We start from the raw sequence: 26,253 nt of genomic DNA, 5'->3' as shown, positions 1-26,253 counted from the left end.
TAATCATTTTCATTTTATCTATTTTTTGGGAGCTATAAGTTTAAAATATAGAGGAAAAGCAGTATTCTTAAAGATAGAGTTTTTTAACATATGTAGGAGGGTTTATTCGTGAGCAACTTATTTACAACAGTAAAAGAAAAAGTTCAAGGAAAAGGCATTTCTATCGTACTTCCTGAAGGAACTGATGAAAGAATTTTAGGCGCTGCAGAGCGTTTAGCAAAAGAAGAGTTAGTACAACCAATTTTAGTTGGTAATAAAGAAGAAATTAGCGCAAAAGCTGCTAGCATGAATTTAACATTAGCAGGCGTTGATATTTATGACCCAGCTACATACGAAGAAATGGATGCAATGGTAGCATCTTTCGTTGAACGCCGTAAAGGTAAAGCAACTGAAGAAGACGCTCGCAAAATCCTTAAAGACGAAAACTACTTCGGTACAATGCTTGTATACATGGGTAAAGCACACGGTTTAGTAAGTGGTGCAGCTCACTCTACAGCTGATACAGTTCGTCCAGCACTTCAAATCATTAAAACAAAACCAGGCGTTACAAAAACTTCTGGCGTATTCATCATGGTACGTGAAGAAGAGAAATATGTATTCGCTGATTGTGCAATTAACATTGCACCAAACAGCCAAGATTTAGCTGAAATTGGTATCGAGAGTGCGAAAACTGCTGAACTATTCGGTATTGATCCACGCGTTGCTATGTTAAGCTTCTCTACAAAAGGTTCTGCGAAATCTCCAGAAACAGAAAAAGTTGTAGAAGCAACTCGTATTGCAAAAGAAATGGCTCCTGAATTAACTTTAGATGGAGAATTCCAATTCGATGCTGCATTCGTACCATCTGTAGCTGAGAAAAAAGCTCCAGGTTCTACAATTAAAGGTGATGCTAACGTATTCGTATTCCCAAGCTTAGAAGCTGGTAATATTGGCTACAAAATCGCTCAACGTTTAGGTAACTTCGAAGCAGTAGGACCAATTTTACAAGGTTTAAATATGCCTGTAAATGATCTATCTCGCGGATGTAACGAAGAAGAAGTGTACAAGTTAGCTTTAATTACAGCAGCTCAAGCACTTTAATTCTATAATGAATCGAAATAAAGACCGTCGCTATTATAGCGACGGTCTTTATTTTTCTAAGCCAAGTGCTTTATTGTTACGATCAATAATACGTTGTAAATTCGTCTCATATAAAGGTATTTCATCTATTGTTAATTGAGATGGCGTTAACTTTGGAGCGAATTGCTGCAGTGTTTTTAAAAGGCGCATCATTAAATCTTGTACTGTAATGGTTTCGCCAAGTAATTCTGAAAGTGAAGCCATCGTACTCGGTACAATTTCAGGATATGTAAAGCGTGTTTCTTCTCCTTGAATGGCTAGGTTGTAGAAATCACGAACGAGTGCGGCACGCTCAGAGCCACTTCCGGTAGCGCAGAGATAAATTTGGACAGCGACACCACCGCGAATACGGCGCTGTGAAATGCCAGCAAATTTTTGATTGCGAATACTTAAGTCATAGCTACCAGGACAGTAAGAACCAACAATTTCTTTTGCCTCGATTGTAACATCGTAATCGTTTAATATTTCCTTAATTAAATGCCACATTGTATCGTATCCAAGATCAATATCGATACCTTTTTCTGTCTCTTGGAATAAAAGTGATACGTTTAAAACACCTTCATCAAGTACGACAGCAAGTCCACCAGAATTACGAACGATAACATTGAAGTTGTTTTCTTGTAAAAAGGAAATACCTTCTTCCAAATGTGGTAGGCGTGAATCTTGAATGCCAAGAACAATTGTATTGTGATGAACCCAAGAACGCATTGTTGCAGCTGATTGACCATTTCCAATGCTTGTGCACAGTGTGTCATCCATTGCAAATGACTGCAATGCATGGAATGTTGGTCCCAAACTAGACTGATCTACAATACGCCACTCTGGCTGAGATAAAATAGAACGGGAATTGCTCATATAATTAACCCCTTATCTTTAAAATGACAATCTCTATTATAGCAAAAAATGAAGAATGGGGTTTTCTCGCATATAAAGGGAAAGTTTAAAGATGAAAGACTAAAAAAGGATGCATGTAATGCATCCTTTTTATTCTGCAATTTTTTCTAAATTACCGTTTCGATCCATTCGGAAAGATGTTTGAGAACGTTCTTCGTCATCCATGACTGCCAACTTACGAGCTCGGTTCATAATGTTCATAAGTGTTTCGTAATCTTCTTGTACAGTATGAGATTGTTTTTCTAATTTTTCTAGTTTCTTTTCTAGTTCTTCATTTCGAAGGATTTGTACTCTAATTTCTTGTTTCAATCTCGTATTCTCGTTTTCAAGAGTTGTCACTTTTATATTTGAAGATCCGACTGTTTGTAAAAAATAAATAACATCTTGCATGGTCATAGAGCTTTTTGCAGCAGGAACAGTAGATTCTTTATATGGAATAGCTTCTTTATATTGTACACTTTCTTCTTCTTGTACGAATTCTTCATAATTAGTTATCGAATCCGAAGCTGGTGGTGTATAAAGTAAACGTTTTTTCGCTTGTTCACCGCTTGCAGCACGCATTTTATCTTTACGATGTTTTTTTGCTAGTTGAAGAGCTTGTTCATAGCTGTAGCGAACAACAGCATTCCAACGGAAACCGCAGGCAGCCGATGTACGATTTAATTGATCTCCTACTTCTTCAAATGCATTTAATTGAGTACTTCCTTCTCGAACGTGACGAAGTACAGTTTCAGCAAGTAATAAATCATCCTCATCCGTCCAAGCATCTTGTCTTACTTTCATAGATTCAACTCCCTTTCTTTTTATGAACTTCCTATTTTTATAATGGGCAAAAAAATGAGCTTTTATACAAAGCTTTTAAAAATATGGTAGATTTCGATGAAAGGTGAAAATTTTGCTATGAATGATGAGAGCTTCTGTAGGAGAGTATATAAATATGTAGCATTATATGAAGAAAGAGCGTCGCAAGGAAACTTGCAACGAGCTTCAAAGAGCGGTAAAATACCATTTAGTGTTTATTTTTAAATGTACTTGAGAAAAGTTTAAAATAGAGGAAGTGTTATATAATGGGGAACGAATTTCGTGTGTGTGATGATTGTCAGGCAACGAACGTTAAAACGTTGATTCCAAAGTTAAAAAAAGTAGATTCATGTGCAACGATTGAAGTTGCATGTCAGTCTTACTGTGGCCCTGGTCGTAAAAAATCATTCGCATTTGTAAATAATCGTCCAGTTGCGGCTCCAACAGAAGATGAATTAATTGTAAAAATTGAAGCAAAGTTAAATAAGTAAGAAAAAGAAGAGTGAACAGATTACTCTTCTTTTTTTATGCCCATAAGAGGAATGAGTTATTCTACGAAAATACAATTGAGTAGATTAACATTCAATGAAGGAGGGGCATCATCTGTTCATTCAAATTTCAATTTATATAAATTTATATTTCAAAATAATGGTTGACAGTCTTTTGAAGCGATAGGTAGAATAGATAGTGTCTGATTCTGATAATCATTATCAGGAAAAGGTCAATTAACCTAATTTTTTTATTACTATTTGAGAATAAATTTCATTTCATTAAATATATGTTGTTGGTTAGGATGGTTGAGGTATGGAAGCGAGCGCAAGGAGTATAGAACAGCAAGATGTGAATGTTAAAGAGATTAAGAGCAGACCGCTCGTTGCTTCTATTATTTTAGTAGCAGGTACAGTTTTGTTAGCTTTAAGCATGGCAGTTTCTATTTCGTTTGGTGCTGCAGATATTAGTTTAAAGACTGTATGGCAAGCTGTGTTTCAGTTTGACGGTTCTATTACGCATCATAACGTAATTCAAGAACTTCGCATGCCTAGAGCAATAGGGGGCGTAGTTGCAGGTGCCTTTTTAGCGGTATCAGGGGCAATTATGCAAGGTATGACGCGAAATCCACTTGCTTCTCCATCGTTAATGGGGATTACAGATGGGGCTGTATTTGGAATTGCAATTATGTATGCATTCTTCCCTAATTCACCTTATTTAATGTTCGTTATCGCATCTTTTATTGGTGCTGCGTTTGGAGCGAGCATTGTATATGGAATTGGGTCTTCTTCACCAGGTGGATTAACACCTGTGAAGTTAGCTTTAGCGGGTGCAGCAATTAGTGCTTTATTAGGGGCCATTTCATCTGGAATTGCGCTATATTTCAACCTTGCCCAAGAGGTGAGTATGTGGAATGCAGGCGGAGTTGCGGGAGTGAAATGGGAAAGTATTAATATGTTAGTACCGATTGGCCTTGTTTGTCTCTTTATTGCAATTATGATGTCGAGGTATATTACAATTTTAAGCTTCGGTGAAGAAATTGCGATTGGACTTGGTCAAAATACGACATTAATTAAATTTATCGGAACAGTACTTGTTCTTGTGTTAACAGGTTCTGCGGTTTCTATGGCAGGATCGGTTGGATTTGTTGGTCTTGTAATCCCGCATATGACTCGTTTTCTTGTAGGGTCAGACTATAGATGGGTTATTCCATGTTCTGCGGTCTTAGGTGGGCTGTTAATTGAATGTGCAGATATGTTATCTCGCGTTATTAATCCGCCGTTTGAAACGCCAATTGGAGCAATTACAGCGCTAATTGGGGTTCCATTCTTCCTCTACTTAGCACGTAACGAAGGGAGAGGGAAAATGTGAGGACAAGTGTCTTAACAAAAAAGAACGTTTCTGTTTTAACAATCTTAGTAGGATTAATCGTTACTGTATTTTTAGTAAGTTTAAATACAGGGACATTCAAAATCCCGCCAATGGACGTATTAAAGTCATTGGTTGGACTTGGGGCTGAAGATCAGTCTGTTATTTTATTTGAATTCCGTATGCCGCGTATGGTTATTGCTATATTAGTCGGATCCGCTTTAGCGATGTCAGGTGCGATTTTGCAAGGATTATCACGAAATCCACTTGCTGATCCAGGTATTATCGGTATTAATGCTGGAGCGGGATTAACAGTTGTTATCTTCGTCTACTTTTTCTTCGGAAAAGTTGGGACTGGTACATTTTTATCTGTATTTATCCTTCCATTCTTCGCGTTAGTGGGTGCAATATTAGCGGCGGTTATTATTTATTTACTAGCATGGAAAGACGGCGTTTCATCAACGAGATTAATACTAGTTGGTATCGCTGTTGCAGCCGGGTTTGGTGCTGTTAGTTTAATTTTTTCTATGAAGATGACATCTAACGATTTCCGCTTTGCTACGATTTGGTTAGCAGGAAGTCTATGGGGCACAGATTGGAAGTTCGTGCTAAGTGTACTTCCATGGATGGTTATTTTCTTGCCACTAGCTATTAGTAAGGCGCACATATTAAATGTAATGAATCTAGGCGACTCCACAGCTGTTGGTCTTGGTTTAAATGTAGAAAAAGAAAGACGTAAATTATTATTTATTGCAGTTTGCTTAGCTGGTGCATCTGTCGCTGTTGCCGGAGGAATTGGTTTTATCGGTTTAATGGCTCCGCATTTAGCGAGGCGCCTTGTTGGTGGTAAACATCAAATTATGCTGCCTACGGCTGCACTAATAGGGACGTTTTTACTCTTATTCGCAGACGTAATTTCAAGAAGTGTGTTAACAACTTCAGAAATACCGGTCGGTCTTGTTATTTCTGTAATTGGTGCACCATATTTCATATACTTACTTATGAGGACAAAATAAAGGGAGGCTTTTTGTATGGCAACTTTAGCAGTTGATGCGGTATCTGTTGGCTATAATGAAGGGTTAATTATTGATGGATTAACAGTTGAAATTCCGGAAGGGAAAATTACAACAATTATTGGACCAAATGGTTGTGGGAAGTCCACATTATTAAAAACGGCTTCTCGTATTTTGAAGGCAAAAAAAGGTACTGTTTATCTTGACGGAAAAGCAATCGAGAAACAACCAACGAAAGAAATCGCAAAGAAAATGGCGATTTTACCACAGACTGCAGAAGTGCCAACTGGCCTTACTGTGTTTGAACTTGTTTCATATGGACGTTTTCCTCATCAAAAAGGATTTGGAACGTTGAAAGAAGAGGATTATCGTTACATTCATTGGGCACTTGAAGTGACGGGAATGACAGAATTCGCAAATCGTTCAGCAGAGGCGTTATCAGGCGGGCAACGTCAACGCGTATGGATTGCGATGGCCCTTGCACAAGGGACAGAATTACTCGTATTAGATGAACCGACAACGTACTTAGATATGGCTCATCAATTAGAAGTATTAAATTTATTGAAAAAGTTAAATGAAGAAGAAGGTAGAACGATTGTTATGGTTATCCATGACTTAAACCATGCTTCTCGTTTCTCAGATCATATGATTGCATTAAAAGCAGGTAAGTTAATGAAACAAGGAACGCCAGATGAAGTAATGACAAGTGAAACACTTCGCAGTGTATTTGAGATTGAAGCTCAAATCGTTCCATGTCCAGTAAACTGTAAGCCAATTTGTTTAACATATGATTTAGCGATGATTAGTAATCAATTGCGTAAAAAAGCATAAGTAGAATCCCCCTCGTAAAGAGGGGGGCTTCTAATGGACGTTGAGCTTCTTATTAGTAAATAGGAAGTTGAACACCCGTTAGAACGGGGCATAAACAACAATTAATAAATATATATTGATTAATTATTAATCTTGTTTCTTATAGTTCACTGTAACTTATAAGAGAAATACAGCTAGAAGGAGTGGGAACATGAAGAATTTTAAAATGGCGTTATTAGCAATGGTACTAGTCGTTACTTCTGTACTATTTGCAGCTTGTTCTAACAAAGAAGAAGAGAAGAAAGCAGATGCGAAGGATGCGAAGACTGAAGAGCGCACTGTACAACATGCAAAAGGGGAAATTAAAATCCCTGCAAATCCAAAGAAAATTGCTGACCTTAGTGGTTCAACAGAAGAATTATTAATTTTTGGTATGAAACCAATTATTACTGCTAATACATCTCAAGAAAAAATTGATGCACATATTGAAAAGAAATTAAAAGACGTAAAACCAGTTGGTTCTGCTTGGGGCGATAAAATTAACATCGAAGCAGTAGCTGCTGCAAAACCAGACTTAATTCTTGTAAACAATCGTCAAGAAAAGATTTATGATCAATTATCTAAAATTGCACCAACAGTTATGTTAAAAACTCCATTAGATCAATGGCGTCCAAAATTCGAAGAAGTAGGTCAAATCTTCGGTAAAGAAAAAGAAACAAAAGAATGGTTCAAAAAGTATGATGAAAAAGCAAGCAAATTACATGATAAAATCGTTGCGAAAACTGGCGATGCTAAATTTATGAAAATGGCTGCATATCCGAATGCTTTCCGCGTATACGGTGACTACGGTTACGGTAGCGTAATCTTTAATGACTTGAAATTACCAGCAGTTAAAGGTACACCAACGGATAAACCGTTAGTACAAGTACAAAAAGAAGCTTTAATCGATTACAACCCAGATTACTTATTCGTATTTACAACTGGTGACGGTTCTCAGCGTCTAAAAGAATTCCAAGAAGAATCAATTTGGAAAAATATGAATGCTGTTAAAAACAACCACGTATTTACAATTAAAAACGAAGACTTAAACAAAGGTTACTTCCCACTAGGTAAAGAAATGATCTTAGATGAAGTTGCTGAGTTCGTTTTAGGTAAATAATGTATAAAGAAAAAATCACTTTTACTTCAGTAAAAGTGATTTTTTCTTTATATAAGGGCAATTAATATAGTCTTTCATTTCTTTCTGTTTCCTATTTCGTTTATAATATATAGTAAGAATGCAGTAAAGAAAGGGGGATGTCGGAAGGTGGTATATTTAAACGACAAACTCAGCGAAACAAAAGTGTTTAAAGACCCGGTACATAAATATGTGCACGTACGCGATCGTGTTATTTGGGATTTAATCGGAACGAAAGAATTTCAACGCTTGCGCCGTATTAAGCAGCTTGGAACGACATTTTTTACATTTCACGGTGCAGAGCATAGTCGCTTTACTCATTCGTTAGGTGTATATGAAATTATTCGTCGTATGATTGATGATGTGTTTGATGGCAGACCGAACTGGAATGCTGAAGATAGATTGTTATGTTTATGTGCGTCATTACTTCATGATGTCGGTCACGGCCCATTTTCTCACTCGTTTGAAAAAGTATTTTCATTAGATCATGAGAAATTTACGCAAAAAATTATCGTTGGAGATACGGAAATTAATCGTATATTAAGCCGTGTGGATAAGGATTTTCCGCAAAAGGTAGCTGATGTAATCGCAAAAACATCTACGAATAAATTAGCGATTAGTATGATTTCCAGTCAAATTGATGCAGATCGTATGGACTACTTATTAAGAGATGCGTATTTCACAGGCGTAAAGTATGGAAACTTTGATATGGAACGTATACTGCGTGTAATGCGTCCGTATGGGAATCAAGTAGTTATTAAAAATAGTGGTATGCATGCTGTTGAGCATTATATTATGAGTCGTTATCAAATGTATTGGCAAGTATATTTCCATCCGGTAACGCGCAGTGCTGAAGTTATTTTAACGAAGATTTTACACCGTGCAAAATCATTGCATGAGAAGTATTATACATTTAAAAATCATCCGGTTCATTTCTATTCTTTATTTGAAGAAGAAGTAACAGTAGAGGATTATTTAAAGTTAGACGAGAACGTTATGTATTATTACTTCCAAGTATGGCAAGACGAAGAAGATCCAATTTTAAGTGATTTATGCCGTCGTTTTATGAATCGAAACCTATTTAAATATGTAGAGTTTACAGATAAGCACGGTTTAGATAATTGGATGGAATTAAGTAGCTTATTTAAAAAGATTGGACTTGATCCAGAATACTATTTAGTAGTTGATTCAACATCAGACTTACCGTATGACTTTTACCGTGCTGGTGAAGAAGAAGAACGTCTGCCAATCTTACTTCTTATGCCAAATGGAGAGCTTAGAGAGCTTTCGCGTGAATCGGATATTGTTGAGGCAATTACTGGTAAGAAGAGAAGGGATCAAAAACTATTCTATCCACATGATTTAATCTATGAAGATGGAAGAAAAGGAAAATATAAAGAGAGAATCATCGAGTTACTAGAAGGAAAAAAATAAGAAGCAGCTCTTAGCTGCTTCTTATGAAAGAACTTGAAATTATTTGTCGCTTAAGCGTTTTCCGCCAACTGCATAATGGTTTTTAGACATTTCTTCGATGAAAACAACGATGTTTTCTTCAGGAGCACCAGTTGTTTCGCTTACTGCTGCTGTTACTTTCTCAGCAAGAGCTTTCTTTTGTTCCTCTGTGCGTCCTTCTAGCATTTTCACTGTTACGTATGGCATATATAATCGCTCCTTTTATGTAAGTTACACTCTTATTATAGCGGATTATGGGGAAGAACAATCGAAAAAACAAATATTTTCTTTTTTGACATATTGAAGAGGAGTTGGAGTATGGATCAGTTATTTAGATATCCATTGCAGGAAATCCCGTTAGTAGCAATGGCGATTGTTATTGCATTATCAGTGCATGAATTTGCGCATGCATATGTTGCATATAAATTTGGAGACGATACGGCAAAGAAGCAAGGCCGTTTAACATTATCACCGATGGCGCACTTAGATCCTATTGGGATGATCGCTGTATTAATTCTTGGTTTCGGTTGGGCAAGACCTGTTCCTGTTAACCCATATAACTTTAAAAGGCCGCGTCTTGCAGGTATATTAGTTTCAATTGCAGGCCCAATTAGTAACTTAATTTTAAGTGCAATTGGTTTAATTATTTGGTATAGCTTAATAACATTTGGTGTGCTAGATGCAATTCCACCCGCAGTAGGAAAGACGTTAAGTCAATTCTTCCAGATTTTCATTGGGCTTAATATTGTCTTACTTGTATTTAACTTATTGCCAATTCCGCCACTTGATGGGTATCGAGTTGTGGAAGATTTAGCACCAGCAAATATTCGTGCAAAAATGACACAGTATGAAAAGTATGGAGCAATAGCGTTATTAATTCTTGTTATTACACCGCTTAGCAATTATACAATTCAACCTATTTTTAATGTTGTCATTCCATATGTATTTGTATTTTTAGATAGTATCATTGCGCCTATCTTTGGTCTTTTATAATTATTAAGTGAGGAGGAATTTATATATGACGGAGAAAAAGAAAAAAATTGGTTTTAATATCGTGAAAAATGATTCAACAGATGGACATGGTGGTTTTGGTGTTGGGGCATTAAGTCTAGAAAATATTTCGCCTGTATTTGTCGATGTACTAGAGAAAACAGCATTTGTTGATATTGGTGCGATGCATGCGCGTAGTACAGTCGAAAAAGGTATTAAGTTTTTAACAAATAAAGATGAAGTTCCAAACGGAAAACCATTTTGGCTTGTGTGGGTAACGGTTGAAAGAACTGCGACAGGAGCTTATTATGCAGGTGTAACAGCTTGTGAAATGACAGTTGACCGCGAAATTCGCCGCGGATATAAATCACTTCCAGAGCACGTAAACAAAATGGATAAATCAATGAAGCGTCACATTATGGTTGACCATATGGATGAAACATCTAAAAAAGTACTTGGTACGTTCTTGAAAGAACATAATGAAGCGATTTGGAACGAATCTAGTGAAGAATTGCGCCGTGCATTATTAAGTGAATAAAAAATAGCTGACGGATGCCCGTCAGCTATTTTTTTACCAAGGAAGATATTTTTTCCACCAACTTGCTTTTTTCTTTTCTGCAGTTGTCTTTTCAAATTCCTCTATATCATCAACATGATCCATACAATATTCAGTCGGTTCTGTACCTTTTGCGAAATACATTTTAACTGAAATTGGACAATTTTTTGTAGCAATCTTACCGTTTTCAGGGTTAATATTCACCGCTACGACATCACTTGGTTGTTTGAAATCTTTTTTAGGCTGTCCATCTAATCCTTTTTCCATCGTATCGGTCCATATTTTTTTTGCATATCCTTGTTCTGCTACGTTTGAAATCGATTTAGGTTGATCGTATCCAATCCACACACCAGTTACAAGTTGCGGGGTAAACCCTATCATCCAACTATCTGTTTCTGTAGAACCAGACTTTCCGGCATATGTTCTTGATAGCTTTGATAACATTGATTGGCCGGTTACAGCGGCATAACTACTTAGGTTTTTATTAAACATACCTGTCATCATTTCTTCCATTACAAACGCTTTGCTTTTATCGAGAACTTGTTTACTCTCCAAATGAGCATCGTATAGCATATTTCCTTCATGATCCATAATGCGGCGAATAAACATCGGTTTTACTTCTTTTCCACCGTTTGCGAACATGCTATAAGCGTTAACCATTTCAATTGGTTTTACAGGAGATGTACCGAGAGCGAGAGACGGAACATCTTTTAATGCGGTAGTAATACCGAATTGCTTCGCTGTTTTTGTAAGAATGTCTTCGCCTAAAAATAAATTGGTCTTCACGGCATATACGTTATCAGAGACCGCAAGAGCTTGCGCCATTGTTACAAAATCGTCTGCATAATAGTCTTTATAGTTTTTCGGTTTATACTTTGAAACACCGTCACCTAAAGTGAACACAGTGTATTCGCTTTTTAAGCGCGTAGCAGGGGTGAATCCTCGTTCTAATGCCGCATAATATAGGAATGGCTTAAACGTAGAGCCAGGCTGGCGAGCTGCTTGCGTAGCCCTGTTAAATTGACTTGTATTATAATCAGTTCCACCAACAAGGGCAGCTACTTCACCTGTTTTTGGATTCATAGAGACGAGCGCAGTTTGTATGTTTGTTGTGTCAGGTATGTGATCTTTTACAGCTTGCTCTGCAACCGATTGTAATTTAGGGTCTAGCGTTGTATAAATACGCAAACCACCTTTTTGTAAGGCTTGTTCATCTAATCCGATATCACGAAGAAGAGAAGCTTGTACAGCATCTTGGAAATAAGGCGCGACCTCTGCCACTTTCTTCGTATCTAATGAGGCGAAGGTTAATGGCTCTTTCTTCGCTGACGTTGCTTGTTTCTTCGTAATATAACCTTGTTCTACCATTTCGTCTAATATGAGAGATTGTCTTCCTTTCGCACGATCCTCTTTTAAAAAGGGAGAGTAGACACTAGGTCCTTTCGGAATACCTGCGAGCATACTAGCTTCTGCTAATGTTAATTCTTTTGCTGTTTTATCGAAATAGAGACGAGACGCAGCTTCGATTCCGTAAGCACCATGCCCGTAATAAATTGTATTTAAATATCCTTCTAAAATATGATTTTTATTATAGTTCACTTCAAGGCGAATTGTGTACATCGCTTCTAATAGTTTACGTTTCCATGTTTTATCATGATCTAAGTATAGGTTACGAGCATACTGTTGTGTAATCGTACTAGCACCTTGGACTTTTGCCATCGCTTTTAAATCGGCAACAATAGCACCAGCAATACGTTTCATATCAAAGCCATGATGTTTGTAGAATCGTTGATCTTCGATAGATAGTGTCGCCTCTTTTACATAAGGAGAGATTTCATTGAGAGATACATTGTAACGTTTTTGCATTTCATTACTTTGTCCGATAACAGTGTCATCATTAGCGTAAAAGACACTTGTTTGTGGGACAGCAACAGGAGGAGGTCCTATAATTTTTGCAACTATAATAATAACAAAAAAGGAAAAAACGAAAAAAAGAACAGAAGAAAACATTACGGTGAAGAAAAGACGTTTATATTTTTTAAGTTTCGGATTCATAGTTTGATCCATCTTTTTCAGCCCCTCAATACTAATACAAACATTATTGTATTAGTATTGAGGGTTTTCGGTTATTTTAAACAATGAAATTTCGAAAACAAAAAGCTCCTTCAATTAAGAAAGGAGCTCAAGGGCACGTGCGGGCCAATCGGTAATAATGACATCTACGCCATAGTCAATCATAGTTTGTAAATCTTTGTATTCGTTAATCGTATAAGGGCGGAAAACGTACCCTTGATCTTGTGCAAATTGAATAAATTCCTTTGTTAGTAATTGAAAGTTTGGATGTAAACCAGTTGCTTCTCTATTTTTTGCTTCAGCGATAGGATCAGCAAGTGGTGTGTCATATAAAATTGCTCTTGGGATTTCAGGAGCTATTTCTGCTAATAATGAAACAGAGTCATGGTTAAATGATGAGAATACAATTTGATTAGATAGATGGTATTCACGAACGAGAGCAACAGCTTTTTCTTCAATAGTTGGATAGTGGATAACATCTGTTTTTAACTCAATATTGAGCTGTAAATTTGTCGTAGATAACCAAATGAATACTTCACGTAACGTTGGAATTTTTGCTTCATGGAAAGAAGGGTCTTTATGGCTACCAGCATCTAAAGCTTGTAATTCCGCTACCGTTTTTTCAGAAACAAGACCTATGCCATTTGTTGTGCGATCTACTGTTTCATCGTGAATCACGACAAGTTCACCATCTTTTGATAGGTGGATATCAAGCTCAATTCCATGGGCACCAATACGTTCTGCTTCTTGGAAAGCAATCATCGTATTTTCAGGATGTGTTCCTTTTACCCCTCGGTGGGCGAAAATAAGTGGTTTATTCATACGGAAATCTCCTTATCGTTTCTTTTCCTTCATTATGAAACTGCTTTTGGAAAAATACAATTGAATGGGATAAACATTTACAAAAGTCTAACAGTTGCACAAAAGTTAACGTTAACGTAAAATGTAATAATCGAGTGAAGGGAGGAATAAACATGTATAAAATTGATGAAGTCACAAAGCAAGTTGGTTTAACAAAACGTACACTTCGTTATTATGAGGAAATTGGTTTAATTCATCCCCCTGAACGTAGTGAGGGGAACATTCGCCTGTATACGGACGAGGACATCGCGAGAATTAAAAGGATTGTAGAAGCGAAAGAAGTATTAGGGATTACGCTTCAAGAAATGCAACATTTTTTATCGTTAAAAGAAAGAATGGAGCAAAGAAGAAATAGTGAGAATCCTCGTGACCGCGAAGTGATTCAAGAAATTAAAGAGATGCTTGAAAAACAAGTGCAAACGCTAGACGAGAAAATGGAGCAAATGCAGCGTGTAAAGGCGGAACTTGAAGATAGCCTGCATCGTGCAGCGACATTTTTAGAGAGTACAAAAGGAGAATGATCAAAATGGAGAGCAAACAAAAATTAGGGAGATTGATTACAGTGGTGGCTACCTTCCTTGCCTTTTCGGGTATAGGGGTAGTCGACCCAATCTTACCAAGTATTGCTGAGCAAATTGGTGCATCGCATTGGCAAGTAGAGATGTTATTTACAGCATATATTTTAACGATGGCAATTATGATGTTACCAGCTGGAATATTCGCATCGAGATTTGGTGATAAACGAATGATGACGATTGGTCTTGCGATCGTGACTGTATTTGCGTTTATATGCGGTATATCGCAAACGATTGCTCAATTATCTCTTTTCCGCGCTGGATGGGGATTAGGGAATGCTATGTTCTTCGCAACAGCGATGACATTATTGATTGCATTAAGTAAAGAAGTTCATGAAGCAGTAGGATTATATGAAGCAGCTATCGGTTTAGGGATGGCAGGCGGACCGTTATTAGGCGGGATATTAGGTGGACATTCTTGGCGTTACCCATTTTTTGCGACGAGTATTTTAATTTTCTTAGCATTTATTTTAGTTTTCTTTTTTGTAAAAGAACCGGAGCGAAAAGTGAAACGTAAAGCGGCAGGCGTAGGAGAATTACTTAACCTAGTGAAATATAAACCGTTTATGCAAGGTGCGATTTCAGGAATGTTATACTACTACGGATTTTTCGTTGTGTTAGCATATTCACCACTTATTATGCATTTATCTGCTATTCAATTAGGGTTTGTATTTTGCGGATGGGGATTAGCATTAGCTTACGGTTCTGCAATTTTGGCTCATAAGCTAGAAGGGAAATACGAGCCGAAAGCATTGTTGAAGGGTAGTTTACTCATATTTGCGCTTTTCTTAATTGCACTATTCTTCGTGAAAGTTATGTGGTTACAAATTGTATTAATTGTTCTATCAGGATTAGCATCTGGATTAAATAATGCATTATTTACAAGTTATGTAATGGATATTTCACCTTATGAAAGATCTGTTACATCAGGTGTTTATAACTTCGTTCGTTGGTTAGGTGGCGCAATTGCTCCAATCTTATCAGGAATCATCGGCCACACTGTTTCACCGCAAAGTCCGTTTTTAGTCGGTGGAATTGTTGTGTTAGTCGGTTGTGTAATGATTTTAATTCCTGTTCGAAAGCCGATAGAAGTTGAGACAAAAGCCCTTTCTTAAGAAAGGGTTTTCTTTCCTATTACAGGGCAATCCCTTTTCGTACATATGTTAGAACCCTCTGACTAAAATATATTTTCGGTATTTTTGTACTTTTAACTATACTTTTTGGATGTTTTGTTTTATTTTTGTTAGGGGACATTAATGATGTCCCTATTATAAATTTGCATTGAAAGGCGTGATTGTACGATGGAACTATGGTTCACTGAAAAACAAACAAAACATTTTGGGATTACGGCGCGTATTAACCGCACATTACATACGGAGCAAACAGAATTCCAAAAACTTGATATGGTTGAAACGGAAGAGTTCGGAAACATGCTTATTTTAGATGGCATGGTTATGACAACAGAAAAAGATGAGTTCGTTTATCATGAAATGGTAGCGCACGTACCTTTATTTACACATCCAAACCCTGAAAACGTATTAGTTGTAGGTGGTGGCGATGGCGGTGTTATCCGTGAAGTGTTAAAACACCCAAGCGTAAAGAAAGCAACTCTTGTTGAAATCGATGGAAAAGTAATTGAGTACTCTAAACAATACTTACCATCAATTGCAGGCGCATTAGACAATGAGCGTGTAGAAGTAAAAGTAGGAGACGGTTTCCTACACATTGCAGAAAGCGAAAATGAATATGATGTAATTATGGTAGATTCTACTGAGCCAGTAGGACCAGCAGTAAACCTATTTACAAAAGGCTTCTACGCTGGAATCTCTAAAGCGTTAAAAGAAGATGGTATTTTCGTTGCACAAACGGACAACCCTTGGTTCACACCAGAACTAATTACGACTGTGTTTAAAGACGTAAAAGAGATTTTCCCAATTACTCGTTTATACACAGCGAACATTCCAACTTACCCAAGTGGTCTTTGGACGTTCACAATTGGATCTAAAAAACATGATCCATTAGAAGTAAGTGAAGAGCGTTTCCACGAAATCGAAACGAAATACTACACAAAAGAATTACACAATGCAGCATTCGCATTACCGAAATTTGTTGGCGATTTAATTAAGTAAGACCGTTAAATTGAAATAAATAAAGTGTAAGTGACTCATTTAAGGTGTTTGTCTAGAAGGCTTGAACATGCTAGTTACTTACACTGCTACAAATGAAGTAGTCTTCTTGTAAGAAAAAGAAGGCACAGGTAAATCGAGAAAGAGGAGTTATAGGCTCCAAATTTGAGAAATAATGAAAGGTTGGGATACCTTAAGTTCCACACAAGGAGGAAAAGAGTATGCGTTTTGATGAAGCTTATTCAGGTAAAGTATTTATTAAAAGTCATCCAAGTTTTGAAGAGTCAGAGGCAGTTATTTACGGGATGCCAATGGATTGGACAGTAAGCTACCGTCCAGGTTCTCGTTTTGGCCCTGCACGTATTCGTGAAGTATCGATTGGACTAGAGGAATACAGTCCATATCTAGATCGTGAACTAGAAGAAGTAAAGTACTTTGATGCGGGTGATATTCCATTACCATTTGGAAATCCACAGCGCAGCATAGACATGATTGAAGAGTATGTATCAAAACTTTTAGATGCCGATAAGTTTCCACTAGGTCTCGGCGGTGAGCACTTAGTGTCTTGGCCAATTTTTAAGGCAATGGCAAAAAAATATCCGGATTTAGCAATCATCCATATGGATGCTCATACTGATTTACGTGAATCGTATGAAGGGGAGCCTTTATCCCACTCTACACCTATTCGTAAAGTGTGCGATTTAATTGGTCCGGAAAACGTATATTCTTTCGGTATTCGTTCTGGAATGAAGGAAGAATTCGAATGGGCAAAAGAAGTAGGTATGAACTTATATAAATTTGACGTATTAGAACCGTTAAAAGAAGTATTACCGAAACTTGCAGGACGCCCAGTTTATGTCACAATCGACATTGACGTATTAGACCCAGCTCACGCTCCAGGAACAGGAACGTTAGAAGCTGGAGGTATCACATCTAAAGAATTATTAGATTCCATCGTGGCAATTGCAAATTCAAACATAAATGTAGTTGGAGCAGACTTAGTAGAAGTAGCTCCTGTCTACGACCATAGTGATCAAACACCAGTCGCAGCAAGCAAATTCGTGCGGGAAATGCTGCTCGGTTGGGTAAAATAAAAGTGAAGCCGACTGTTTAGACCCGGTGACTAAGGTTCTTAGATGCAAGGGTCTAGCTGTCGTAGCTGGATAAAAAAGAGCTATTCTCAAACGATGAGAATAGCTCTTTTTCTTATGCAACCTTCTCTTCAGAAGTAATGCCGCGAATTTCATCAGCAGAACGAATTGGATATTTACGGAACACGATTGATCCGACGTATCCAACAATAGTGGTAACGATTCCACATAATACAGCAGCAATTGTTACTTTTACAACGTCATTAAATCCGAATAAGACAAGAAGTCCTGGGATTGGTGATGCTGTTCCTGGTGCATTATTAACGAGCTGGAACAGAGATGTAATAATACCAGCAAGTGCACCGCCAACGAAGTTTGTCGCATAAATTGGAATTGGATTTGCTGAAACAACATCGGCTTGTGTTAAAGGCTCGATTGCTACAGCGATTGTGTCTTTCTTTGAACAAATTTTTAGTCGTTTAAAGAAAATAAAGTTCATTGGGGCTGAGGCTGCTACGGCAAGACTACCAATTGCCATTGGTAAACCTGTTAATCCAAGCATTGCAGTTAGTGCCATAGAACTTAATGGAGAGGTAGAAATAACTGTTATTAATCCACCAAGCATAATACCCATAATGATAGGACTCTCTGTAGTTGCAACTGAAATCATAGAACCGATTTTGCCGAGTGTTGCGTTCACGAGCGGATCCATAAGCATGGCCATTCCGCGTGAGATTGGTGCAGCAATAAATAAAATTGCTAAAAACTCTACACCAGCCGGCAATTTCTTTTCGAGAAATTTCACGACGAAAGCACAAACGTATCCAGCGAAAAATCCTGGTAAAATACCGAATCCGCTAGTAGCGATACCGATTAAAACAGCATATACGGGTGAAACACCGATTGCTAGTGCGACTAAAATTGCCGCTGCGACACCGCTCATACTACCAGAAGCTTCTCCTACTGATTGTAAAAAGTCATTATGAAACATTTCTCCACCGATATAACGGTGAAATGCTTCAATAAGAAAACTTGCGATTGCTGCATTAGCTAAAGCACCCATTGCTTTCATTCCGTAAGGAGCACGGTAACTAAAAAGTGTAAATAGACAAAGTACAACAAGTAATAGTGCTAAACCTTGCAAGATAGCCATTTGAAAACTGTCTCCTTTGATTTTTGTAATAAAAATTTGTATCATTCAATAATAATATAAAAGTTCATGAAACGGAAAAATTTTTTATTGGGAAATTGCTATAAGTTGAAAAACCCTTACAATAATGTAAGGAAAGTGTAAGACTTTTCAATAGAGTATAGTATGCCTTTTTCCGTATAATACAGGTATAGACATAAGATTAGTGAGAAAGAAGTGCAAACAGGAGGCGCATGTATGAAATTGGTAATTAAAGTTTTAGTTGTATTCGCCATCATTCTAGGTGGAACAGCGTACTATTTGAACACGAAAACAGAAGGTGTACATGCTTTTGTAGACAACTTCTTTTCAAATAAAGAAATACAAGATTATTATGCGGTGATAGATAAAGGTGAGAAAAAAGACGGTGAATACTTGTATACATTTAAAGGGTATACAGAAGACGGAAAGTTACAAGTTGTGAAAAGAATGATGAACCGTGAATTGCACACGGGAGCATTTATAAAAATTTATGCAAAAGGTATGCAAGGAAAAGGATGGGCTGAAATCTCAAAAGAATCAATTCCGCAAAAAGCGTTGGAAAAAATAGAAAAACCATAAAAGGAGCGACTCATTCGCTCCTTTTTTAGTGCGTTAAAATGGTGATAGATGTCTTTTCTTTGTTGGAAATGATTTTTGCACGTCCACCAATTGGGAAAGTGAAAATCGGGGTTGTATGCCCGAAACTTGCGTTTGCAATGATAGGGATATGTGTAAGTTCAGGCTTTGAAGCGATCATTTCTTGAATGTCTTCTATCGTACACTCTGCTCCTTTTTGCATCTTTCCTATAACGATGCCCTTTACGCACTCAAAATCTGGCTGCTGCATAAGGGAATGTAAATAACGATCAAAAGTTTTAAGGGTAGCTGTTCCAGTTAAACTATCCTCTTCAAGAAATAAAATTTTATCCTGTAAATTTGGCATATACGGTGTACCTTGTAGTAAATTCAATGTGCTCATATTACCACCGATAATCTCTCCAGTTGCTTCACCTTCGTGAATTGAAACGTATCCCTCATTTTTAATGAACTCTCGATTTTCTTGATCAATGTACCAAGAATCATCGCTCCATGTTTCAGATGGCAGGACTTCAATAGGCTCATTAGAAGAAGTTAAGCATTTTAAAAAGTAATCGTTCGTATACTCGAGCCCTTTCTCCATTCCAAATGAAGAGAAATGGGGTCCTGAATATGTAACGAGTCCTGTTTTTGCGTAGATGGCATTATTTAACGCAGTGATATCAGAATAGCCACAGAAAAATTTAGGGTTTTCTCCAATTAAATCATAATCGAGATATTTCAATAAACCATTAGAGTTGTATCCGCCAAGTGTTGTTAAAACGGCTTTTACATTAGGGTCTCTAAATGCTTCATGAAGATCTTGAACACGTGAAGAAATAGAAGAGGAAGCAAATCGATCTATCTCATCAGCATATGTTGAGAATGTAACTTGAAAGCCCATGTCAGTTAATCTTTTTATTGCAAGCTCTTGGTTCGTATTTGAGACAATACTTAAACTACAAGATGGTGAAATAACTCTAATTTCATCACCTTTTTTCAATTTTGTTGGTAGCACATAATTCACCCCTTCAAATGAAAGAATATTTAGATTTAAAAAATATTTTATCATATGAAATAAGGTGAAGGTGAATTATTTTTTGAAAAGGAGTTTTCCTGATTTTTCAGCAGACAGACAGAGGTTTTTTTTGATATGATAGGAAAAGTGATTTATTATATACATTATTTAATATCTATAACATGTGAAGGGTGTGCAAGACGTGGAGAAACAACTTGCAGGCTTGCCGGTACACGTTCATTTCGTAACAGAAATCCGTGAAGGGGCGAGGAAGGAAACCGTTGCTTTTGAAGCAAATGGTCAATACTATGTAAAAGGTCAAGGTACATATGTAACATTCCAAGAGCCGAACGAACAGGGCGAAGTGAAAACAATTATTAAAATTCAAGATGAACAAGTTCTCATTATGCGTTCAGGTGCTGTTTCAATGCGTCAAACGCATGTGAAAGGTGAATGGACAACTGGTACGTATACGAGTGAACTTGGTACGTTTGCATTGCAAACGAAAACTGATAACGTTCTTTTTAAATGGTCGGATGAAAAGAAAAAAGGACAACTTTTCTTAACGTACGCATTGCTTCTAAGTGAACAAGAAGCTGGCAGATATACAATTACACTTAATTTGAAGGAGGCAAAATAATGAATTCTTTAGAACAAGTAAAAGGATTAATTAAAGAAGAAATTCAAGCTGCTGTATTAAAGGCAGAATTAGCGACAGAAGAACAGATTCCAAACGTTGTATTAGAATCTCCAAAAGATAAAACAAATGGTGACTTCTCTACAAATATGGCAATGCAACTTGCACGCGTTGCGAAAAAAGCACCTCGTATGATTGCAGAAGAATTAGTTGCAAACTTCGATAAAGCAAAAGCTTCTATTGAAAAAATTGAAATCGCAGGTCCTGGTTTCATTAACTTCTACATGGATAATAGCTACTTAACAGACTTAATCCCAACAATCGTTAACGCTGGCGAAGCTTACGGTGAAACGAATACTGGCAAAGGTGAAAAAGTACAAATTGAGTTCGTATCTGCGAACCCAACAGGTGACCTTCACTTAGGACATGCACGTGGTGCGGCAGTGGGTGACACTTTATGTAACGTATTAGCAAAAGCAGGGTACGATGTATCTCGTGAGTACTACATTAATGACGCTGGTAACCAAATTCATAACTTAGCTCTTTCTGTTGAAGCTCGTTACATGCAAGCTTTAGGCCTAGAGAAAGAAATGCCAGAAGACGGATACCATGGTGCGGATATCATTGGAATCGGTAAGCTTTTAGCTGAAGAATTTGGTGATCGTTATGCAAAAGCGGATGCAGAAGAAAGCTATGAGTTCTATCGTTCATACGGTTTAAAATATGAGTTAGCAAAACTTCAAAAAGACTTAGAAAGCTTCCGTGTTAAATTTGATGTATGGTTCTCAGAAACATCATTATACAAAAACGGAAAAATCGATGCTGCACTTGCAGTATTAAAAGAGCGTGATGAGATCTTTGAAGAAGGCGGTGCAACTTGGTTCCGTTCTATGACTTACGGTGACGACAAAAACCGTGTATTAATTAAAAACGACGGTTCTTACACATACTTAACGCCAGATATCGCTTACCACCGTGATAAATTAGAGCGTGGTTTCGATAAGTTAATCAACATTTGGGGTGCTGACCACCACGGTTACATTCCTCGTATGAAAGCTGCTATTCAAGCACTTGGTTACGATAAAGAAACACTTGAAGTAGAAATCATTCAAATGGTACAACTGTACCAAAATGGTGAAAAAATGAAGATGAGTAAGCGTACAGGTAAAGCAGTTACACTTCGTGAACTTATGGAAGAAGTAGGCGTGGACGCAATGCGTTACTTCTTCGCAATGCGTAGCGGTGATTCTCATTTAGACTTTGATATGGACTTAGCTGTATCAAAATCTAATGAAAACCCAGTATACTATGCACAGTATGCTCATGCTCGCGTATGCAGTATCCTTCGTCAAGGTGAAGAGTTAGGATTAGCTACAGGCGGAGACGTGAACTACAAACTTGTTACTTCTGAGAAAGAAGTAGAGTTACTGAAAAAACTTGGTGAATTCCCAGCTGTAGTTGCGGATGCAGCGCAAAAACGTCTGCCACACCGCATTACAAGCTATGCATTTGAATTAGCAGCAGCATTACACAGCTTCTACAATGCAGAAAAAGTATTAAACCAAGATAACTTAGAGTTAAGTAAAGCTCGCTATGAGTTAATGAAAGCAGTACGCACTACACTTCAAAACGCATTAGCAATCGTAGGAGTATCTGCACCAGAAAAAATGTAATAAAGAAAAGTGGAAGCGGCTCGTTCAGAATAGGAGGAAGGCGCGAAGCCACTGAGTATTCTAGTAGATTTTTCGTTTTCAGTAAAAGGCAATCACACGATGTTGTGATTGCCTTTTTGTATGGAGATAATAAAAAAATAAAATTTTATCAAACAAAGGGAGAATTTGCGTCGTCTTATATAAATGACAGGAGGTTTAAGATGGAAGAAAAGGTAGAAGAATTAATTGATATATATAAGCAGCAAATATATTCCTTATGCTATAAATTAGCGAAAACGAAAGAAGATGCAGAAGATATTTTTCAAGAGACTTGGATAAAAGTTTTTTCCTCTCGGCACCAGCTTTCTTGCGTGGAAAATTATAAAAAATGGATTACTACAATTTGTGTTCGTACGTTTTATGACTTTTATCGTAAAAAGAAAAGGTGGAAAGATCGAGTATTGGATTTGTTTCATAAAGAGGATGGTGGAGAAATCAATTTCGCAGATGAAGTGAATATATCAGAAGAATTTATTCAAAAAGTGGAAGCGGAAATGATATGGGAAGTTATACAGCTATTGAATGAAAAATATAAAACCGTGCTCGTACTCTACTATTATGAACAATACTCTTATAAAGAAATGAGCGAAATATTAAATATACCGATTGGTACGGTGAAATACCGCCTTAATTATGCGAAGAAGCAAATGCGGGAACATTTGGAGGGGTTCGTTTATGACGGAAGATAAGTTTGATCAGAAGATAAGGAGCAGCTTAGCTGGAGACACGATTCCAAGCGAAGAGCTGATAAATAATACGAAACAGAGTGTACGAAATGCTCGAAAATTAGAGAAGAGATGGGTTATTTGTATTCATGCTATTTGGATTATTTTATTAACCGTTGTTATGGAGCAGTTTGTCACTCATTTGAATCATAAAGTCCCTATGTTGATAGCAAGTGTGATTATGATGCATCTATACGTTCCTATATATGTTGTCATACAGTCATTTTTAAAGAAGGAGTATAAATTACATGATAGAGTTCGCTAATCCATTTGTAGTATTTGAGATAGCTGGGATTACAATGCTTTTGACTTTTATAGCACTTTTAGTATGTGTAGCATCATGGGTGTATACAGATGCGAAAACGCGTGGAATAAGTAAGTGGTGGAGTGTTATAGCGATTGTATTACCATTTTTTATTGGAGTTTTGTTATATATGATACGAAGAAGTAACAAGAAAATAGAAGGAGAACATACGATGAAGGCTATGAAAAAACAAAAGATAACATTAGTTGTCATATTTGCAAGTGCGATGTTCGTATTACTGAGTGGCTTTGCTTTCGTTCAAACGTTAGATGATATGTGGGGGGCTGGTGATATATATTTAGAAAATGAGAAGCAAGGGGAGACCAGTTACGAGGCAAAATTCTCATCATGGGATATTGCTGGGAAAGATATTGAACTTGAGTATGCAAAAGATATAGAAGTAACATTTTCTTATGAGACAGATGCAAAACGTGGGAATTTATGTTTTAGCTTGTATGAAAGGAAAGGAGAAGGTATAAGAGAGTTAAAGGAGATCTGTGAATCGAAAAAAGGTACTTTCAAAGCTACATTAAAAGCAAATGAAAAGTATGTATTTAATATAAGTGGTGTAATGGTGAAAGATGGTTTTGTAAAAGTGAATTGGGAAATAAAATAAAGGGCCTTGAGAAAGGCCCTTTATTTTATTGGATTGTATACGTAACGGAAAAGCTAACAGGACTATAGTAAACGAAAGGTGCATGAAATTGAACATACATATTCCCATCTGTTTTTGCAGTGAAAATTCGGCCGTAACCATCAGAATAGCGCCCAATAAGATTATGATTTGAGTCATAAACACTGTAACTAGGAGTTTTACTGTTAGGTTGAATTGTTAGTTCCTGTCCTTTTTGAAGGAAAATAGGTTCTTTTTCAGAACTACTTCCAGTTTGCAAAGAATAAAATTTTGTAAAGCTTTGTTCTTGAGTGGCAGCAGCAACGTTTGTTTCAGGAATAAAAGCGGTAGCGCCAGTAATTCCTGCTAAAGTTAAAGCACTGGCTAAAATCATTTTTTTCATAGTAGAAAAAGCCTCCTTAGTAGTTGTAATCATTTTTGTTACACTTAATATTGTATAGGATAATGAGCAGGAGGAAATATGCTTTTATGCATATATTTATTTTCTCAATAAAAGACCACCGATAAAAATCAGTGGTCTTTTAAATGATTAAGCAGCTTTTTGATTTGTTTGAGTAACAGGTTTTTGAAGTGTATTATAAACTCCTGTCCCGATAACTTCTAATGCCATTTTCATACGTTCAGGCGAAATGTTTTCTAACACATTATCTTGAGGTGTATGGTATACCTTCTCGATATGATAGATTAATGGATTCCAACTATCGACACCCATCCAAATAAATAGAGCGGCAGGAATACCAACTTCAGCAAATGGCACGTGATCACTAGAGCCAAATTTCCCTTGCAGTACGAGGTCATTATTTAATTGTTTACCTGCTTGTAAGGCTGCGTCTGTTACAAGGTTTGGAGAACCGTTAGGCGTCATAGCATATAAATTCTTTGCTTTATCATAATTTGTTGCAACCATGTCTGCGTTAAAGACACCTAAAATTCGATCGCGTTCTTTTTGGGATAGACTATTAACGTAATAATCGGAGCCAAGTAAGCCAGTCTCTTCAGAACCAAAAGCGATAAAACGAATTTCTTTATCAGTTTCTACATTTTGAAAAGCACGAGCTAACTCTAATACTAATCCTGTACCAGAAGCATTATCATTTGCTCCAGGTGCTCCAACGACACTATCATAGTGCGAACTTACAACGACAGCTTTTTCATTACCTGTACTATTTTTTGGTTTCTTTTTAGCGATAACATTAAGTGATGTTAAGTTAGATTCATGTCTCGCTTTTAGAGAAAGAAGAGTGGTCCCTTTTTTAGCGATTTCCTCTTTAAATGCATTTCCTTGCGCATAAGCAAGACCAAAGACAGGGATAGACTGCTTTTTCGTTAGGCGGGGATTGAAGGTTTGTCCATAATTTCCGCGTCCGCCAATTAAACTGTATAAAAGGACACCTTTTGCTCCTTTGCTAACAGCATTTTCAACTTGTTTATTATAGTCTGCAACTGTTGTTCCTCTTTCAAATAGAACAATTTTTCCATTTACTTCATTTGGGATATCCTCTAATTTTGTTCCACCTTGAACAAAGATAAGAGGAGCTGTAACAGCTTCTGTAGAAATTAGTGCGTTAGGGGCAGCGCCGGCTTGCCAATTACGTTTTGTGGATAATGGTGATTCAATAAATCCAACGTATTGATCCGGCACTTGAAATGGTTGATATTCTACTTCATAGCCCATTGATTTAAGCTGCATACCAACGTAGCGAGAAGCCCATTCTTCTGATTTCGTCCCACCAGGGCGAGGACCAATTGTTTCGGATAAGAAACGGATGTGTTCGATGGAGCGGCTTGCATCAACTTGTTTTGTGATAAGTGAAGTCTGTGTGATTTCTGACGTGGAATCAGCTTTGGCTTGTCCAATTGGAGCTAAGCTAACAGCGAGTGATACAGCAAGCAAAGAGCTTACTATTTTTTGTTTCAAAGATTTTTTCATTTTTTCCTCTCCTATTCTTCTATTCTCTCTGACTGACAAAAGAAGACGGATAACGACTTCATTTTACCGTCATCCTCATTATTTTTCAATATTCTGACATTTATAAATAAAAAACGCTATATGCATATTTGCATATTTTTGATGGAGATAT

28 protein-coding genes are annotated in these 26,253 nt (G+C 37.1%); 19 read left to right on the top strand and 9 right to left on the bottom strand.

Annotated elements, in window-relative coordinates:
* The first annotated feature begins 108 nt into the window (after positions 1–108).
* Entirely contained in the window at positions 109–1,080 is a 972-nt protein-coding gene (pta, locus tag J0835_RS26520) for a phosphate acetyltransferase (RefSeq protein WP_000067226.1), read from the top strand.
* A 48-nt stretch (positions 1,081–1,128) separates the two neighbouring features.
* Here pta and J0835_RS26515 read toward each other — a convergent pair whose 3' ends face one another.
* Together J0835_RS26515 and J0835_RS26510 are read right to left on the bottom strand one after the other, a co-directional pair.
* Positions 1,129–1,974, bottom strand: a complete 846-nt coding sequence (locus tag J0835_RS26515) for a lipoate--protein ligase family protein (protein WP_087983371.1) — start codon at positions 1,972–1,974, stop codon at positions 1,129–1,131.
* A 129-nt stretch (positions 1,975–2,103) separates the two neighbouring features.
* Entirely contained in the window at positions 2,104–2,796 is a 693-nt protein-coding gene (locus J0835_RS26510; protein ID WP_087983369.1) for an RsfA family transcriptional regulator, read from the bottom strand.
* A 284-nt stretch (positions 2,797–3,080) separates the two neighbouring features.
* On the opposite strand from J0835_RS26510, the gene J0835_RS26505 reads away from it, so the two are divergent.
* From J0835_RS26505 to J0835_RS26480, 6 genes are all read left to right on the top strand, one after another.
* Complete coding sequence (locus J0835_RS26505) at positions 3,081–3,305, top strand: DUF1450 domain-containing protein (protein WP_000526075.1); 225 nt, start codon at positions 3,081–3,083, stop codon at positions 3,303–3,305.
* Between the two features lie 313 nt (positions 3,306–3,618).
* Entirely contained in the window at positions 3,619–4,674 is a 1,056-nt protein-coding gene (locus J0835_RS26500) for a FecCD family ABC transporter permease (protein ID WP_000388283.1), read from the top strand.
* Complete coding sequence (locus tag J0835_RS26495; RefSeq protein WP_001260774.1) at positions 4,671–5,687, top strand: FecCD family ABC transporter permease; 1,017 nt, start codon at positions 4,671–4,673, stop codon at positions 5,685–5,687. The genes J0835_RS26500 and J0835_RS26495 overlap by 4 nt, the downstream gene beginning before the upstream one ends.
* Before the next feature lie 15 nt (positions 5,688–5,702).
* Positions 5,703–6,515, top strand: coding sequence for an ABC transporter ATP-binding protein (locus J0835_RS26490; RefSeq protein ID WP_000212066.1), 813 nt, complete (start codon positions 5,703–5,705; stop codon positions 6,513–6,515).
* Positions 6,516–6,705: 190 nt separating this feature from the next.
* The gene (locus J0835_RS26485) at positions 6,706–7,653 is read left to right on the top strand and encodes an ABC transporter substrate-binding protein (protein ID WP_087983367.1); all 948 of its coding nucleotides are present in this window, start codon (positions 6,706–6,708) and stop codon (positions 7,651–7,653) included.
* Positions 7,654–7,800: 147 nt separating this feature from the next.
* Positions 7,801–9,105, top strand: coding sequence for an HD domain-containing protein (locus tag J0835_RS26480; RefSeq protein ID WP_000262747.1), 1,305 nt, complete (start codon positions 7,801–7,803; stop codon positions 9,103–9,105).
* A 39-nt stretch (positions 9,106–9,144) separates the two neighbouring features.
* Here J0835_RS26480 and J0835_RS26475 read toward each other — a convergent pair whose 3' ends face one another.
* Positions 9,145–9,330, bottom strand: a complete 186-nt coding sequence (locus tag J0835_RS26475) for a 2-hydroxymuconate tautomerase (protein WP_001147171.1) — start codon at positions 9,328–9,330, stop codon at positions 9,145–9,147.
* A 111-nt stretch (positions 9,331–9,441) separates the two neighbouring features.
* Between J0835_RS26475 and J0835_RS26470 the strand changes: the two genes are divergently transcribed.
* Both J0835_RS26470 and J0835_RS26465 read left to right on the top strand, forming a co-directional pair.
* Positions 9,442–10,116, top strand: coding sequence for a site-2 protease family protein (locus J0835_RS26470; protein WP_087983365.1), 675 nt, complete (start codon positions 9,442–9,444; stop codon positions 10,114–10,116).
* Positions 10,117–10,141: 25 nt separating this feature from the next.
* Positions 10,142–10,651, top strand: a complete 510-nt coding sequence (locus J0835_RS26465; RefSeq protein ID WP_087983363.1) for a YwhD family protein — start codon at positions 10,142–10,144, stop codon at positions 10,649–10,651.
* Between the two features lie 33 nt (positions 10,652–10,684).
* Here J0835_RS26465 and J0835_RS26460 read toward each other — a convergent pair whose 3' ends face one another.
* Together J0835_RS26460 and J0835_RS26455 are read right to left on the bottom strand one after the other, a co-directional pair.
* Positions 10,685–12,736, bottom strand: coding sequence for a transglycosylase domain-containing protein (locus J0835_RS26460; RefSeq protein ID WP_087983361.1), 2,052 nt, complete (start codon positions 12,734–12,736; stop codon positions 10,685–10,687).
* Positions 12,737–12,838: 102 nt separating this feature from the next.
* A complete protein-coding gene (locus J0835_RS26455) occupies positions 12,839–13,564 on the bottom strand; it encodes a glycerophosphodiester phosphodiesterase (protein WP_087983359.1) in 726 nt (241 codons plus the stop codon).
* Positions 13,565–13,716: 152 nt separating this feature from the next.
* Between J0835_RS26455 and J0835_RS26450 the strand changes: the two genes are divergently transcribed.
* From J0835_RS26450 to speB, 4 genes are all read left to right on the top strand, one after another.
* Positions 13,717–14,124: a MerR family transcriptional regulator gene (locus tag J0835_RS26450; RefSeq protein ID WP_000276564.1), complete on the top strand. Its 408-nt coding sequence runs from the start codon at positions 13,717–13,719 to the stop codon at positions 14,122–14,124.
* A gap of 5 nt (positions 14,125–14,129) precedes the next feature.
* The gene (locus J0835_RS26445; protein ID WP_087983357.1) at positions 14,130–15,293 is read left to right on the top strand and encodes an MFS transporter; all 1,164 of its coding nucleotides are present in this window, start codon (positions 14,130–14,132) and stop codon (positions 15,291–15,293) included.
* A gap of 186 nt (positions 15,294–15,479) precedes the next feature.
* Entirely contained in the window at positions 15,480–16,307 is an 828-nt protein-coding gene (speE, locus tag J0835_RS26440) for a polyamine aminopropyltransferase (protein ID WP_000424696.1), read from the top strand.
* A 218-nt stretch (positions 16,308–16,525) separates the two neighbouring features.
* A complete protein-coding gene (gene speB / locus J0835_RS26435; protein WP_001209823.1) occupies positions 16,526–17,398 on the top strand; it encodes an agmatinase in 873 nt (290 codons plus the stop codon).
* 112 nt (positions 17,399–17,510) lie between these two features.
* Here speB and J0835_RS26430 read toward each other — a convergent pair whose 3' ends face one another.
* Positions 17,511–18,548, bottom strand: coding sequence for a PTS sugar transporter subunit IIC (locus J0835_RS26430; protein ID WP_087983355.1), 1,038 nt, complete (start codon positions 18,546–18,548; stop codon positions 17,511–17,513).
* Positions 18,549–18,782: 234 nt separating this feature from the next.
* Between J0835_RS26430 and J0835_RS26425 the strand changes: the two genes are divergently transcribed.
* Positions 18,783–19,145: a YxeA family protein gene (locus tag J0835_RS26425; protein ID WP_000779940.1), complete on the top strand. Its 363-nt coding sequence runs from the start codon at positions 18,783–18,785 to the stop codon at positions 19,143–19,145.
* A gap of 25 nt (positions 19,146–19,170) precedes the next feature.
* Here the strand turns inward: J0835_RS26425 and J0835_RS26420 are convergent, their stop codons facing one another.
* Positions 19,171–20,160, bottom strand: coding sequence for a S66 family peptidase (locus J0835_RS26420; RefSeq protein ID WP_087983353.1), 990 nt, complete (start codon positions 20,158–20,160; stop codon positions 19,171–19,173).
* 202 nt (positions 20,161–20,362) lie between these two features.
* Between J0835_RS26420 and J0835_RS26415 the strand changes: the two genes are divergently transcribed.
* From J0835_RS26415 to J0835_RS26395, 5 genes are all read left to right on the top strand, one after another.
* Positions 20,363–20,800 (top strand): DUF1934 domain-containing protein, encoded by a 438-nt coding sequence (locus J0835_RS26415; protein WP_000414868.1) that lies wholly within the window; start codon positions 20,363–20,365, stop codon positions 20,798–20,800.
* A complete protein-coding gene (argS, locus tag J0835_RS26410) occupies positions 20,800–22,470 on the top strand; it encodes an arginine--tRNA ligase (RefSeq protein WP_001086441.1) in 1,671 nt (556 codons plus the stop codon). Before J0835_RS26415 ends, argS begins: the two co-directional genes overlap by 1 nt.
* A 200-nt stretch (positions 22,471–22,670) precedes the next feature.
* The gene (locus tag J0835_RS26405) at positions 22,671–23,198 is read left to right on the top strand and encodes an RNA polymerase sigma factor (protein WP_087983351.1); all 528 of its coding nucleotides are present in this window, start codon (positions 22,671–22,673) and stop codon (positions 23,196–23,198) included.
* Positions 23,185–23,499 carry an anti-sigma factor gene (locus J0835_RS26400; protein WP_076541365.1) on the top strand — a complete coding sequence of 105 codons (315 nt, stop codon included), beginning with the start codon at positions 23,185–23,187 and terminating at the stop codon, positions 23,497–23,499. The genes J0835_RS26405 and J0835_RS26400 overlap by 14 nt, the downstream gene beginning before the upstream one ends.
* The gene (locus J0835_RS26395) at positions 23,483–24,154 is read left to right on the top strand and encodes an anti-sigma factor (protein ID WP_087983349.1); all 672 of its coding nucleotides are present in this window, start codon (positions 23,483–23,485) and stop codon (positions 24,152–24,154) included. Before J0835_RS26400 ends, J0835_RS26395 begins: the two co-directional genes overlap by 17 nt.
* 25 nt (positions 24,155–24,179) lie before the next feature.
* Here J0835_RS26395 and J0835_RS26390 read toward each other — a convergent pair whose 3' ends face one another.
* Together J0835_RS26390 and J0835_RS26385 are read right to left on the bottom strand one after the other, a co-directional pair.
* The gene (locus J0835_RS26390; protein ID WP_087983347.1) at positions 24,180–24,554 is read right to left on the bottom strand and encodes a hypothetical protein; all 375 of its coding nucleotides are present in this window, start codon (positions 24,552–24,554) and stop codon (positions 24,180–24,182) included.
* A 147-nt stretch (positions 24,555–24,701) separates the two neighbouring features.
* Complete coding sequence (locus J0835_RS26385) at positions 24,702–26,102, bottom strand: M28 family metallopeptidase (RefSeq protein ID WP_087983345.1); 1,401 nt, start codon at positions 26,100–26,102, stop codon at positions 24,702–24,704.
* Between the last annotated feature and the right edge of the window lie 151 nt (positions 26,103–26,253).

This window comes from Bacillus cereus group sp. Sample62 (assembly GCF_036851315.1).
Taxonomy (GTDB): domain Bacteria; phylum Bacillota; class Bacilli; order Bacillales; family Bacillaceae_G; genus Bacillus_A; species Bacillus_A wiedmannii.
The sequence above is the reverse complement of the archived record's forward strand: the minus strand, read 5'-3'. Positions and strand labels throughout refer to the sequence as shown.

Bases quoted from the DNA above. Each gene is read 5' to 3' on its own strand.
- J0835_RS26515 (WP_087983371.1), bottom strand. From the start codon at position 1,974: ATGAGCAATTCCCGTTCTATTTTATCTCAGCCAGAGTGGCGTATTGTA.
- J0835_RS26510 (WP_087983369.1), bottom strand. From the start codon at position 2,796: ATGAAAGTAAGACAAGATGCTTGGACGGATGAGGATGATTTATTACTT.
- J0835_RS26505 (WP_000526075.1), top strand. From the start codon at position 3,081: ATGGGGAACGAATTTCGTGTGTGTGATGATTGTCAGGCAACGAACGTT.
- J0835_RS26500 (WP_000388283.1), top strand. From the start codon at position 3,619: ATGGAAGCGAGCGCAAGGAGTATAGAACAGCAAGATGTGAATGTTAAA.
- J0835_RS26490 (WP_000212066.1), top strand. From the start codon at position 5,703: ATGGCAACTTTAGCAGTTGATGCGGTATCTGTTGGCTATAATGAAGGG.
- J0835_RS26485 (WP_087983367.1), top strand. From the start codon at position 6,706: ATGAAGAATTTTAAAATGGCGTTATTAGCAATGGTACTAGTCGTTACT.
- J0835_RS26475 (WP_001147171.1), bottom strand. From the start codon at position 9,330: ATGCCATACGTAACAGTGAAAATGCTAGAAGGACGCACAGAGGAACAA.
- J0835_RS26470 (WP_087983365.1), top strand. From the start codon at position 9,442: ATGGATCAGTTATTTAGATATCCATTGCAGGAAATCCCGTTAGTAGCA.
- J0835_RS26465 (WP_087983363.1), top strand. From the start codon at position 10,142: ATGACGGAGAAAAAGAAAAAAATTGGTTTTAATATCGTGAAAAATGAT.
- J0835_RS26460 (WP_087983361.1), bottom strand. From the start codon at position 12,736: ATGGATCAAACTATGAATCCGAAACTTAAAAAATATAAACGTCTTTTC.
- J0835_RS26455 (WP_087983359.1), bottom strand. From the start codon at position 13,564: ATGAATAAACCACTTATTTTCGCCCACCGAGGGGTAAAAGGAACACAT.
- J0835_RS26450 (WP_000276564.1), top strand. From the start codon at position 13,717: ATGTATAAAATTGATGAAGTCACAAAGCAAGTTGGTTTAACAAAACGT.
- J0835_RS26445 (WP_087983357.1), top strand. From the start codon at position 14,130: ATGGAGAGCAAACAAAAATTAGGGAGATTGATTACAGTGGTGGCTACC.
- speE (WP_000424696.1), top strand. From the start codon at position 15,480: ATGGAACTATGGTTCACTGAAAAACAAACAAAACATTTTGGGATTACG.
- speB (WP_001209823.1), top strand. From the start codon at position 16,526: ATGCGTTTTGATGAAGCTTATTCAGGTAAAGTATTTATTAAAAGTCAT.
- J0835_RS26430 (WP_087983355.1), bottom strand. From the start codon at position 18,548: ATGGCTATCTTGCAAGGTTTAGCACTATTACTTGTTGTACTTTGTCTA.
- J0835_RS26425 (WP_000779940.1), top strand. From the start codon at position 18,783: ATGAAATTGGTAATTAAAGTTTTAGTTGTATTCGCCATCATTCTAGGT.
- argS (WP_001086441.1), top strand. From the start codon at position 20,800: ATGAATTCTTTAGAACAAGTAAAAGGATTAATTAAAGAAGAAATTCAA.
- J0835_RS26405 (WP_087983351.1), top strand. From the start codon at position 22,671: ATGGAAGAAAAGGTAGAAGAATTAATTGATATATATAAGCAGCAAATA.
- J0835_RS26400 (WP_076541365.1), top strand. From the start codon at position 23,185: ATGACGGAAGATAAGTTTGATCAGAAGATAAGGAGCAGCTTAGCTGGA.
- J0835_RS26395 (WP_087983349.1), top strand. From the start codon at position 23,483: ATGATAGAGTTCGCTAATCCATTTGTAGTATTTGAGATAGCTGGGATT.
- J0835_RS26390 (WP_087983347.1), bottom strand. From the start codon at position 24,554: ATGAAAAAAATGATTTTAGCCAGTGCTTTAACTTTAGCAGGAATTACT.
- J0835_RS26385 (WP_087983345.1), bottom strand. From the start codon at position 26,102: ATGAAAAAATCTTTGAAACAAAAAATAGTAAGCTCTTTGCTTGCTGTA.